The organism is Gardnerella coleohominis (assembly GCF_002896555.1).
In the GTDB taxonomy this organism is placed as follows: Bacteria; Actinomycetota; Actinomycetes; order Actinomycetales; family Bifidobacteriaceae; genus Bifidobacterium; species Bifidobacterium vaginale_F.
On the sequence record NZ_MNLH01000003.1, the window covers coordinates 228,090 to 240,592 of the forward strand.

General features: G+C 39.7%; 9 protein-coding genes and 1 tRNA gene. 5 read left to right on the forward strand and 5 right to left on the reverse strand.

What is annotated here, in order from left to right; genetic code table 11:
- Positions 1-128: 128 nt before the first annotated feature.
- The 4 genes from nrdD to BFS05_RS04295 all read left to right on the forward strand — a co-directional run bounded on the left by nrdD (position 129) and on the right by BFS05_RS04295 (position 4,553).
- On the forward strand, positions 129-2,561 hold the full coding sequence (gene nrdD / locus BFS05_RS04280) for an anaerobic ribonucleoside-triphosphate reductase (protein WP_103084753.1): 2,433 nt from the start codon (positions 129-131) through the stop codon (positions 2,559-2,561).
- Positions 2,562-2,782: 221 nt separating this feature from the next.
- A complete protein-coding gene (gene nrdG, locus BFS05_RS04285; protein WP_103084754.1) occupies positions 2,783-3,490 on the forward strand; it encodes an anaerobic ribonucleoside-triphosphate reductase activating protein in 708 nt (235 codons plus the stop codon).
- Between the two features lie 296 nt (positions 3,491-3,786).
- On the forward strand, positions 3,787-4,428 hold the full coding sequence (locus BFS05_RS04290; RefSeq protein ID WP_103084755.1) for an ECF transporter S component: 642 nt from the start codon (positions 3,787-3,789) through the stop codon (positions 4,426-4,428).
- A gap of 48 nt (positions 4,429-4,476) precedes the next feature.
- Positions 4,477-4,553, forward strand: a tRNA-Ile gene (locus BFS05_RS04295).
- Positions 4,554-4,634: 81 nt separating this feature from the next.
- Here the strand turns inward: BFS05_RS04295 and BFS05_RS06815 are convergent.
- The 3 genes from BFS05_RS06815 to BFS05_RS04305 form a co-directional block, all read right to left on the reverse strand.
- On the reverse strand, positions 4,635-4,784 hold the full coding sequence (locus tag BFS05_RS06815; protein ID WP_180978595.1) for a hypothetical protein: 150 nt from the start codon (positions 4,782-4,784) through the stop codon (positions 4,635-4,637).
- Between the two features lie 14 nt (positions 4,785-4,798).
- Positions 4,799-5,695: a carbohydrate kinase family protein gene (locus tag BFS05_RS04300; protein ID WP_103084756.1), complete on the reverse strand. Its 897-nt coding sequence runs from the start codon at positions 5,693-5,695 to the stop codon at positions 4,799-4,801.
- 365 nt (positions 5,696-6,060) lie between these two features.
- Positions 6,061-7,659 carry an aminopeptidase P family protein gene (locus BFS05_RS04305; RefSeq protein ID WP_103084757.1) on the reverse strand — a complete coding sequence of 533 codons (1,599 nt, stop codon included), beginning with the start codon at positions 7,657-7,659 and terminating at the stop codon, positions 6,061-6,063.
- 362 nt (positions 7,660-8,021) lie between these two features.
- Here BFS05_RS04305 and BFS05_RS04310 point away from each other — a divergent pair, with 362 nt between their 5' ends.
- The gene (locus BFS05_RS04310) at positions 8,022-9,482 is read left to right on the forward strand and encodes a bifunctional folylpolyglutamate synthase/dihydrofolate synthase (protein ID WP_103084758.1); all 1,461 of its coding nucleotides are present in this window, start codon (positions 8,022-8,024) and stop codon (positions 9,480-9,482) included.
- 263 nt (positions 9,483-9,745) lie between these two features.
- Here BFS05_RS04310 and BFS05_RS04315 read toward each other — a convergent pair whose 3' ends face one another.
- Positions 9,746-11,533 carry a UDP-N-acetylmuramoyl-L-alanyl-D-glutamate--2,6-diaminopimelate ligase gene (locus tag BFS05_RS04315; RefSeq protein ID WP_103084759.1) on the reverse strand — a complete coding sequence of 596 codons (1,788 nt, stop codon included), beginning with the start codon at positions 11,531-11,533 and terminating at the stop codon, positions 9,746-9,748.
- A gap of 38 nt (positions 11,534-11,571) precedes the next feature.
- Positions 11,572-12,342: an exonuclease domain-containing protein gene (locus BFS05_RS04320; protein ID WP_103084760.1), complete on the reverse strand. Its 771-nt coding sequence runs from the start codon at positions 12,340-12,342 to the stop codon at positions 11,572-11,574.
- Between the last annotated feature and the right edge of the window lie 161 nt (positions 12,343-12,503).

A 12,503-nucleotide genomic window follows, 5' to 3' on the forward strand; every position in this document is an offset into this window, starting at 1 on the left:
AGGGTTATAGTTAACCAAGTTGCTATGAATTTGGCATGCAATATGCTCGATTTTGGCATTGAGTTACAAGTGAGGTACAAGTAACTCTTAGGTGTAAAGGAAAAAAGAAATCAAGAAAGGTCTGTAACATGCAGGTCTACGGAACGACTTTAGAAGCAACATCTGAAGATGAAGTAAGCGCAGATTACAAGGACGCTTCGAGAGATAATCAAAAGTCTCGCGTACTTGTAGAAAAGCGCGATGGTCGTGTGGTTGATTTTGACCCTATGAACATAATCATGGCTATTAAGGCTGCTTTTAAGGATTTGGGCAAGGAAGTCGGTCCGCAAGAAGAGCAGATGATTCGCGATATTTCAGATCATATTGAGGCTGAAATTCAAGATCGTTACAATGGCCCTGCAAAGATTGAAGATATTCAGACTTTGGTTGAGCATAGCCTTATTGAAAATCATCTTTATGAGGTTGCTCGCTGCTACACAAGTTATCGTTTGAATCGCGATATTGACCGCGCTAAAGCTACTGATATTAATGAAGCTGTTAATCGTCTTGTAAATCGTGATGAGTCTCTTGTTCGCGAAAATGCAAATAAGGATTCTAATGTTTACGCAACTCAGCGCGATCTTCTTGCAGGCGCTGTTTCTAAGGCTTCTGCTTTCTCTATGCTTCCTCACGCAGTTTCTAACGCTCATATGAAGGGTGATATTCACTTCCATGACGCTGATTATTCGCCATTTACTTGCATGAGCAACTGCTCACTTCCTGATTTTGGCGATATGCTTGCTAAGGGATTTGCTCTTGGTAACGCAATGATGGATAGTCCAAAGTCTATTGGTACTGCTGCAACTCAGGTTACGCAGATTATTAAGGATATTGCTGGAGCGCAATACGGCGGTCAAACAGTTAATCGTGCAGACGAGATGCTTGAGCCTTATGCTAAGTGCGATTACGACAAGAATCTTGCTATGGCACACGCAATGATTCCTGATTCCACGCCAATTCAAGTCGCAAAAGATATGATTGACGGCTTAAAGGCTCAGGAGCCTAAGAATCTTCATTGCTCAGACAGAGATCCTCTTCCAAAAGACACTCCTTTTGATGAAAACTTGAGCGAGCTTGATCAGATTCGTGAAGTTTACGCAAAGATTATGACGCGTAAGGCTATTTACGACGCTATGCAAACTATGGAATATCAAATTAATTCCAACCGCGTTTCTAACGGTCAGACTCCGTTCGTAACTGTTGGATTTGGCTTGGGTACTTCTTGGTTTGCTCGTGAAATCCAGCGCGCTATTTTGCTTAACCGAATTCGTGGCCTCGGTAAAGATCGTCATACCGCAATCTTCCCTAAGCTTGTATTTACTATTAAGCACGGTGTTAATGCAGATGCTGGTGACCCGAACTACGATTTGAAGCAGCTTGCGCTTGAGTGCTCTACTAAGCGCATGTATCCGGACGTCGTTTTCTACGAGAATATTGTTAAGATTACCGGTTCCTTCAAGGCTCCTATGGGTTGCCGCTCATTCCTCCAGGGTTGGATTGATCCAAAAACTGGTAAGGATGTTGAAGATGGCCGTATGAATCTTGGCGTTGTAACTGTTAACATGCCACGTATTGCTCTTGAATCTCACGGCGATGTGTCTCGCTTCTGGAAGCTTTTTGACGAGCGTATGGAAGTTGCTCACCAGGCTTTGCGATTCCGCATTATGCGTTGCAAGCAAGCAACTCCTGTGAACGCTCCAACACTGTTCCGTTACGGTGCTTTTGGTCGTTTGGAAGCTAATGAGAGCGTTGATCAGTTGTTCCGTAATGAGCGCGCAACAGTTTCTCTTGGCTACATTGGCTTGTATGAGACTACTGCAGTGTTCTTCGGCAAGGATTGGATGCAAGATCACAGCTGGAATGAGGAAGGCAAGGAATTTGCGCTTTCTTTGGTTCGCCGCATGAATAAGCTTTGCCAGCAGTGGTCAAAGGCTGAAGGCTACCATTATTCCGTTTATTCAACTCCTGCTGAGTCTTTGACTGACCGCTTTAACCGCATGGATCGTCAGAAGTTCGGCCGCATTGAAGGCGTTACCGATCACGACTTCTACACTAATTCCTTCCATTACCCGGTTTGGTTGCAGCCAACTCCTATGGAGAAGCTTCGCTACGAGGTTGACTTCCCGTATCTTGCTTCCGGCGGCTTTATTAACTACTGCGAGTTCCCATGCTTGCAGGCAAATCCTAAGGCTTTGGAAGCTGTTTGGGATTATGCTTATAAGATTGGCATTGGCTACTTGGGTACGAATACGCCAATCGACCATTGCTTTGTTTGCGGATTCCAGGGTGATTTTGAGCCAACTAAAGAAGGCTTCCGTTGCCCGGAGTGCGGAAATAGTGACCCAGATAAGTGCAATGTTACTAAGCGTACTTGCGGTTACTTGGGTAATCCTGTTCAGCGCCCAATGGTTCACGGACGTCACGAGGAAATCGCTCACCGCGTAAAACACATGTCTGGCGAAACTGGCCATGTGACTCTTAACAATGGTGAGTCTCGTGAATGGTATGAGGAAACAAAATAAACTTAGCTAATTTACTATGTGAAACTTATTAAAATAAGTTGAATAGGTAATTTAGTTAGATAAATAGCGTTTCTTTTGTTTGTTGTTTGGTGATAATCTGGCCGCTAGAAAATGTTGATTGCATTTTGTGATTGCACTTTCTAACGGCTGGATTTATTTTATTTTCTCAAATTTGGTCGTTTATTTTTTGGTTGTTTATTTGCTTCGGAAGGGGGTTGGATATGGCTCGTATTAGTTTGCACGATTTTGCGCCTGCAGATGTGAATCGTGGGCCGTGGATTCCTACCTCTCTTTCCAATAATCCTCGCGCCGGCCAGTGGTCTAGTGAGCGCATGAGCCAGGGGATGATTGCCGATTACAAGCGTTTTTTGATGACAGACGGCGAGGGGATTCGCTGCTCGCTTTACGTTTCCGGTTGCCCGTTCCATTGCGTTGAGTGCTATAACGAGTCGATTTGGGATTTTCGCGCTGGGCATCCTTATACTCAAAAGCTTGAAGATCAAATTATGGAAGATTTGTCGCAGCCTTATGTGCAAGGTTTGACTTTGCTTGGCGGTGAGCCTTTACTTAATACTGGCATTTTGCTACCTCTTTGCAAGCGTATTCGAAAAGAGTTTGGCAATACAAAAGATATTTGGAGTTGGACTGGATACACTTGGGAAGAGCTTATGCGCCCGGGGGAGACGCCTGATAAGCTTGAGTTGCTGCAATACATTGATATTCTTGTTGACGGCCGTTATATGAAAGATTTGCACGATTCGCTTTTGCAATTCCGCGGTTCTAGTAATCAGCGAATTATCGATGTGCCAAAGTCGTTGGAAAATCCGCAAAATCCTCCTGTAATCTGGGAAAAGCTTCATGATCAGGAGCGTTTTATTCCGTCTATTTACGGAAAAGATCGTGCACAAGGCGAAGGTGACGCGTCTTAGTATTTAAGTTATTTTAAAGATGATTTTAAAGATGAATTTGAGTGTGATTTTGGGGATGATTTAAAAATAATCTAGAGTCATCTTAATAGTAAAATCTTATGTTTAAAAACTATCAAAATATAAAAAGATTTATAATCTCTCATAAATTACATAAATATTATAAAAATAGCAACACGCTTGCCTAAAAGTTTAAAGATGGTAAAGTATCGTAGGTTGTTTCTGCCCGGGCTGCGTAGGTCAGGGAACATCTGTAAAAGTAATTACAATGCGCAGCATTAAATAAAAAGGAATCTCATATGAGTGATACTTTTAAAAATACACTGAATCTAGATAATTCTAAATCAACTTTTAATTTCCACTGGCGCGTTGCTGATATCGCTTTAGCTTCTTCTTTAGCTGCTGTTTTTGGCGTAATCTACTGGGGATTCACTATGGTGTTCTTCTCGCAGATTTCGCCTGTGCTGCGAACTATTCTGCCTGGTTTTGGAAGTATCTTGCATGGCGTTTGGTACTTATCTGGTCCACTTGCGCTTCTTTTAATTCGTAAACCTGGTGCTGCAATTTATGTAAATGTTCTTGGTGCTGTTTTTGAGAATATTCTTGGGAATCAGTTCTCAGCATTTATGGTTATTATTTCTGCTGCTTTGCAAGCCGTTTTTAGTGAGATTCCTTTTGCGATTACCAAATATAAGAAGTATAACCTTAGTTTGAGTATTATTTCCGGTGTTCTTACAGCAATCGAATATGGTATTTATTTGATGTTTGTAATCTACCAAGGAAAGAATGCAAATTATTTAACAATTCACATGATTTGCGAAATTATAAGTGGATTTGTGATTGCTGGAATTATCCCTTGGGTTTTGTTTGTGGCAATTCGCAAAACTGGAGCTTTAAGTAATTTTGCATCTGGAAGAGAACAACATGCATTAGCGTGTTAAACGTTTATGGGTGTGTGCTAATCTAGTCGTTGCTGAGTTCATCAGCGTGGGGCTTTAGCTCAGTCGGTTAGAGCAGCGGACTCATAATCCGCCGGTCCAGGGTTCAAGCCCCTGAGGCCCCACCAAATGACTAAAAATAAAAGCTTCAACTCGTTTGATTTAAGGAATCAATCCTTGTCTTACAAGTTGAAGCTTTTGTTTATATTCTAGCGGCCTACTGCTCTTAAAAGTCTCACGGCTGTATCAATGTCAGGTGCGTCATCTGCTGCGCGCATAAACATTGCTTGAATCATTTTCTTAGATTCATCGCCTTCATAATAATCAGCTTTACTGTTATCCCAGACGAAATCAGTCATGATTGTAACTTTTTCTACTGCTCCGCCTGAGCAAGGTAGTCTGTGATTTGTTCTGGATACTTTGGCCATGCTCCAGCCTGAGTGCACACGTATGCAGCGGTATTGACTGCGTAGCGGTGAGCATCCTTCAAAGAGTAGCCTTCCAATATTCTTGCTGCAAAAGTTCCGGAGAATGAATCGCCTGCTCCAACAGTATCGTTTACTTCAACATGAGGAGTTGTGTAAGTAGAACTTTCGCCATCTTTAGCAATAATAGTGCTGAAAGTAGAACCGCCTGTAAGAATTACGTAATCCAAATCGTAATGATTCTGGAACCACTTGCATGCTTCGTCATCTGAAGTTTCGCGAATATCAAACATATCGCGTAATAAAAGAAGCTCAGAATCATTAAGCTTAAACACAGTAGCTTCTTTAAGAAGTGCTTCAATCAAATCTTTTGAATAGTAATTGCTTCGTATATTTATGTCGAAGAACTTCATTGCGCCAGGCTTAGTATGCTTCAAAAGTTCCAAAACAGTGTCATGAGTTTCTTTAGATCTTAAGCTAAGAGTACCAAAGCAAATTGCGTCTGCTTTGCTAACGATATCAGCGAGTTCGTCAGTGTAAACAATATGATCCCAAGCAATATTTTGAACTATTGTGTACTCAGGAATACCATTTCGAAGAGCAACATCTACCGTGCTTGTTGGCCAAGTATTTCGTTGAATAATATGCTTTATATTAGCTTTTTCAACTTCGTTTATTAGCTCATTTCCTAAATCGTCTTCTCCGACTGCACTAATAACGTAGCTTTCTGCGCCGTTTTCTTGTGCGTTATAGGCGAAATTTGCAGGAGCGCCGCCAACTCGTTTTCCTTGTGGAAGTAAATCCCATAATAGTTCTCCAAGTGAAATAACGATTGGCTGTGACATAGTGTTCCTTTCGAATACGCTAGTAAATAGAGATAATATAACGTAAAAGTTGCATAAAATAGTTATACAAATTTATATACAATTTAATTATGGTGTGAACACACGATAAAAGTAAATTTTTTACTTTATGTGAGTCACACCATAATTTACATTTTGATTTATATAATTCTTAAGTTCATGATTTAAATAATATTTTAGAGAATTATTTAAATCATTATTCATATTATTTATTAAATAATATTTTTTAAGACAAATTTAGTGATTTTCATCACTATTTATCTTTTATTTAATTTTTATGTTTTACTATAATTTTTTACAGTCTAATTTTAGACTTTTTATAGTTTTTATTTATTGGCTTATTTATTTTATTTATTGAAGATATCGTTTTTTGCAGCTTGCTCAGCCATCCAAGCTTCAACTTCATCGATTTGCTTAGGAATATCGATTGAAAGCCATTCTGGACCGTTTTCTGTCATTAACACATCGTCTTCAATACGAATTCCAATGCCACGCATTTCTTCTGGGAGCATCAAATCGTTAGCAGCGAAATACAATCCTGGCTCAATGGTGAAAATCATTCCAGGAGTGAGAGGTGCACCTTGATAAGCTTCGTATCTAGCTTGAGCGCAATCATGAACATCTAAGCCTAAATGGTGTGCCACACCACAAGCATGCCAACGACGATGCTGTTGACCTTCTGCAGAAAGCGATTCTTCTACGCTAACCTTCAGAATACCCCATTCGTGCAAGTGTTCTGCAAGTACACGCATGCATGCGTGGTGGATACTTGAATAAGTTGCTCCCGGCTTAGCAGCTTCAAAACCAGCCTGCTGAGCATCAAGAACGCACTGATAAAGCTTCTTTTGCAAATCGGTGAACTTACCGTTAGTTGGGAAAGTACGCGTAATATCAGCAGTATAAAGGCTATTTACTTCAACGCCAGCATCAATAAGCAAAAGCTCGCCGTTAGAAACAACGCCAGTATTTCGCATCCAATGCAAAATAGGAGCATGCTTGCCTGAAGCAACAATAGTGTCATAACCTACTTCGTTGCCTTCTTCGCGAGCAACAGAATTAAACGCACCTTCAACCATGCGCTCAGAATGTTCCTTACCCAAAGCCTGTGGCAAACGAGTAAGCATGCGGTCGAATCCAAGTTTTGTAGCAGCAATTGCCTTGCGCATTTCGCGAATTTCATACTCGTCTTTAAGCATGCGAGCTTCAGCTGCAACTTCGTGAAGCTTATCATCTTCAGCAACATTCGCATCTTCATCAGTAAATCCGCTAGCTTCACGCAGTGTGTCAACGTGTGCTGTTAAATCTGCATCAGCTTCGCGAATAATACGTACTTTTACGCTTTCTTCAGAACTCGTATCGTCGCTAACGTTTTTAGCAAGAGCATCATCAAGTTCAGCGATATCACGCGTTTCAATGCCTGTCATCGCTTTAAGTTCTTTTAAGCCTGCTCGAGGACCAACCCAGTATTCTCCGTAGTGTGGATCCTTATAGAATGCAGAAGTGCTGTTATCTGCACGAGGAGCAACGAAAAGCTCAGGTACATGCGTTTTGCCGGCTTTTTCTTCATCGCTACCTGCTTGAACTGGTTCCATTACAAGAACAGCTCCAGCTTCATAATCCTGACCCAAACCAGTGTAGTATGCAAAAGTTGTATCAGGACGGAAAGCGTAATCGCAATCATTGTTACGTACTTTTGGCTGTCCTGCAGGAATAACTAAACGCTCGCCTGGGAATCTCTTTCCAAGAGCTTCTAATCTAGCTGGAGTGTACTTTGCTGATTCAAGTCTAGTGATTTCTGGTTCCTGATTATCCCAGCAGCTTGTCATAAAATCTTTAAAAGAATCGCTATTAGGGCGAAGAGAACGATTATTTACGCGGTCTTCCGCTTTTTGAGTGCCATCTGGATTTAATTTTTCGCCATGTTCAGTTGGAGTATGTTCTGCCATTATGAAACTCCTTAAGTTTTCCTTTGCTTATGCAAATAGTTCAAATTGTGCAAAATATGCAAATTATGCTAGTAATGCAAATTATGCAAATAGCCAATAAACAGTCAATAAACTAACATAGTCTTATTTATTGTTTTATGCGAGTTTTTTGACGCAAAATAATAAGATTTTATATGCAATTTACAAAGTAAGTTTCTGTGTCTTATATATGTGAAGTTCCTGTTACTTAGTTATGTGTATTTCTACGTCTTGGATATGTGAATATTGTCACAATATTTTCTTATGCGAGTGTTGTTGGCTTAAAGTAATCTATATATTTGGAAAATGAGTAAGCAAGCACGAAATTTAGGGGGAGTGCGGTTATGTCTATAGAAAATCCAAATCGCAACAACGAGAGAATTATTGATATTGAACGAAATATTATGAGTCGCGCTCCAGAACATAATAAAACTAATCTCGACCTGGATCGCATGCGACTTATCCTTGATATTCTAGGTCATCCAGAACAATCTATGCGTGTTATTCACATAACAGGCACGAACGGTAAGGGTTCTACTGCTCGTATGGCTGAGGCGATTTGCCGAGCTTATGGTTTGCGTACTGGATTGTATACTTCTCCGCATCTAGAGCGCGTAAACGAGCGCATTATGATTGACGGTCAAGAAATTAGCGATGACCAATTTGTGGATGTCTGGGATCAAATGAAAGACATTATAGACATGGTCGATGCTCGCATGGATGAGCAAGGCAAACCTCATATGAGTTTCTTTGAAGTGCTTACATCTATGGCGATTTGGGCTTTTGCAGACGCTCCAGTTGACGTTGCTGTTATGGAAGTTGGAATGGGCGGCGAATGGGACGCTACCAATGTTATGAACGCTGATGCTGCAATTATTGGGCCGGTTGATATGGACCACATGCAATGGCTTGGAAACACTGTTGAAGAGATTGCGCGCACGAAAGCTGGAATTATAAAGCCTAATTGCACGGTTATTTTAGGGCCACAACCTCATGAATCGCAGGTACTTCCTATTATTCAAGAAGTCGCAGCTAAAAATAATGCTACTTTATTAAGAGATGCTCCTTACGGGGAAGGGGAGCTTGAAGTAGTTTCTCGCACTCCTGCTGTTGGAGGGCAGATTGCTACTTTGCGCACGCCTCTTGGAACTTATGAGGATGTTCCTATTGATAAATTTGGAAAGCATCAAGCTCATAATGCTTTAGCTGCGCTCGCTGCAGCTGAAATTGTGCTACCTGTTAGTGGAGCGCTTGATGGAGATTTAGTTGCTGAAGCTTTAAGCCAAGTTAAAGTACCAGGTCGAATTGAACAAGTTCGTAATTCTCCGACAATTATTATTGATGGCGGACATAACGTTAACGCCGCTGAAACTTTGAGATCTACTATTGAAGAAAACTACCATTTCGATCAGCTTGTTGGCATTGTTGCGATGATGGCAGATAAACAAGTTGAAGAATATTTGGGTGTTCTAGAGCCAATATTAACTAAAGTAGTTGTTACTAGTAATTCTTGGCGTGAGCGCGTTATGCCTCCTGAAGAATTAGAAAAAATAGCTGTAAAAGTATTTGGACGCGATCGTGTTATTCGAGAAAACGAGTTGCCTGATGCTATTCAAACTGCAGTTAATATAGTAGATGAAAACGATGAGCTAGGCGTCGGATACGGTTTGGGAGTGCTTATTTGCGGTAGTTTTGCTACAGCAGGTGATGCACGAACAATGCTTGCTGAGCATATTAATCCTGATTTGTTAAAGCCAAAAGCTGAGCGCGCAATTCATCCTAATATTGATGAATCTGAAAAATGATTGCGAATGTCGGCATTCGAATGCCAGTATTCACTAGATGATTTACTATCTGTTTTACTAGATGCTTTATGCTATCTATTGCAGATTAGTTCGTTTCAGATTATTTAAATACAAATTAGTTAGCTGCCACATTGTCGAAGTCTAAGTAAATCTACTTTTTAACTTTCTGACCTTGTGACAGCTAACCTTTAAACATAGCTAACCTTTAAACATAGTTACAGTTAACTTTTAAACACAATTAACTTTTAAATTAAAACCTCAGTTTAATCTATCTCAAAAACTCGCTTAACAATAAACGAATCTCCCTCGTAAGGAACATGTTTATTTAATCGCTTAATCCATTTCTCGTCGCCTTTTCCGATAATAAGAATGATATTAAGCTGATTGTTATTTTCCTCATAACGTTTTCTCACGTCAGAAATACAAGACTCAATCGCCTCATCTCGATCGATAATAATACTAGATTCCACATTCTGATTAGTTATATAGCCTTTCATAGACTCACAAATATCCATTGGATCTTCAGTATTAGTATCTTCAATAGTGAAAATAAACTGCTTAATTCTATCTTGTGCAGCTTCTACGATTTCTTTTCTGCGATCGTATGCTTTATTTCCTGCTGAACCAGCTATAAGCGTAATACGAGGATTTTTATCACCATATCGCTCGTTAACAAAGTCAAGAATAGATTTTACAGAAATGTAGTTATGAGCGTAATCAACTATTGCAATTGTGTTAGATTTACTATCTTCAAAGATTTCCATTCTTCCAGGAATCTTAACTTCTTCAATAGCCCTTAAAGCTTTCTCATCATTGTCTTCATCAATGTTAAGCATGTTCGCAATAGCAAGAGCAGCCATAGCATTATCGTAGTTAAAATCGCCGGCAATCGAAAGCTTGAACTCTCCAATAGATTTGTAAGGAGGATTGTCGAAAACGCCCCTGGTTACACTCATACTTGAAATTCTTTCCAAGTATTCGTCCGTAAGATCCATCTTCATAATTTCATATGCTTCGTTATCTACTTTAGATGGGATAGCAATATAGAATGGATGCGCTAATTCAGGATACCTTCTTGAATCATATGAATTATGATATTTTTTACACAAGTCGCAGTTGTTAGAATCGCAAGGATTATTTTTAAGCTCATCCTTGTTTATTCTCGCAAACGATAATATATTGACATCGCACTCATTAGCGTTCTGAACAATTAAATCACCGTGATTAATTTCCGAACCTAATACTAAGTTTTTCGTATTTTCAACAATCTGACGTTTGCAATAGAAGTAATCTTCAAAAGTTGGATGTTCTATTGGGCTTATATGATCCGGGCTAATATTTAAGAAAGCTGCAACGTCAAAGTTAATATTAGATACGCGATTTATTTTATAAGCTTGCGAAGATACTTCCATAACTAAGTATTTCATGCCATTATTTACAGCTTCGCGCATCATTTTGAAAGAGTCAAAGCTTTCTGGAGTAGTCAAATCAGATTCAACATAAGTTTTACCATCTAAGCAATTGTCTACAGAAGAAAATAGCGCAGCTTTTCCCTTAGAATGCGTATTTAAAATCTGATGCGTAAAGTAAGCAGTAGTTGTTTTACCTTTTGTTCCAGTGATTCCAACAATCTTAAGTTTTTCTTGAGGATTGCCAAAATATTCTGCTGAAAGTATGCTCATAGCTTCTCGAACGTTTGTTACGATTAAACCAATCGCGTTAGTGCAATTAGAATAACTACGTTCCGCAACATAAACTTTTAAGCCTAGTTTATCTGCATCAGCAAGATATTCTTCTTTGAAATTTCCTTTAATAAAAAGCAACGTTCCAGGCTTAATATCACGAGTATCGTATGTTGCATGATTAAAAGGCTTTTTAAAATCTGGGAAATCTTTAGGATTTGTAGACCAAGTCTCAACTTTTGAGTAAGTCGGATCTTTTTCAACATCCTCAGGTGTTACGTTTGGATGGCGTTGAATAATTTCGCGAAGTAAGAAATTATCTTGCAAGATATCGCTTGCTTTTTCCAAAGTTAAATTCGAACGTTTCATAAGTATTATTCCTTGCTAAAAATGTAAAATTTAATACTTTACAACCATGACTCAGAAGTAGGTTTTCCACCTTTTGACTGTAACCATAAGTTAAAAGATTTCGCCCATTTTGCGTATTCTGCGCGCTCGTAATCCATAAGCTTATCCAAAGTCATATTTGCTACTATATCGTAAGTTTTGCAAAGAGGTTGCATTAAGTCAACTGCTGCAACTGTATCTGCCGTAGCGTCGTGGAAGTTCCCTATAGGTTCCACTCCGTAGAATTGTGTTGTTGCAGTTAAAGTTCGTTTTCCTTTTCTCCAGCTCAATGCGCGATCGATAACAAGTGGATCTACAACAAGTATGTCGCCATTGTTAATGCTACTTTTTTCGCGATTTTCCAAAGGTTCAAGATCCCATCGCTTTATGTCATGGCGAAGCATAGATACGTCAAAAGGAGCATTGTAGGCTAAAAGCGGAATGTTTTTTGATTGAGCTATGCTCACAGCCTTTGCGAGAAGCTCAATTTCTTCCACTGGTTCTCCGCCATTTTCTTGCAAGTATTCGTCACTGAAACCGTTAACAGCACTTGCTTGAGGATTCATAGGATGATGAGGGTTAACAAGCCATGTTGCAATAACATCACCAGCGTGTCCAAGAATAGGATTTCGTAGCACTAGTGTTGCTGAAACAATACAGTCATTTTTAGTGTCTGCGCCTGTAGTTTCAGTGTCAAATCCTAAAAACCACGATTTAGATAAAGTAGTATTGCCAGATTGCGTCTGTGCTTCTTCTAAATTTTCTAGCAATGATTCGATGTTGTCCGCCATGGTATTAATCCTAGAATGCGCTACAGACCCATAAATAGTAGGGAATAGCAGTGAATGATAGGGAATAGCAAGGAACGATAGTGGATAGTAAGTAATAGTAGGGAATAATAGTGGATAATAAAAAACCCACGAGAAAATTCGTGGGTATAGCATTATTAAGC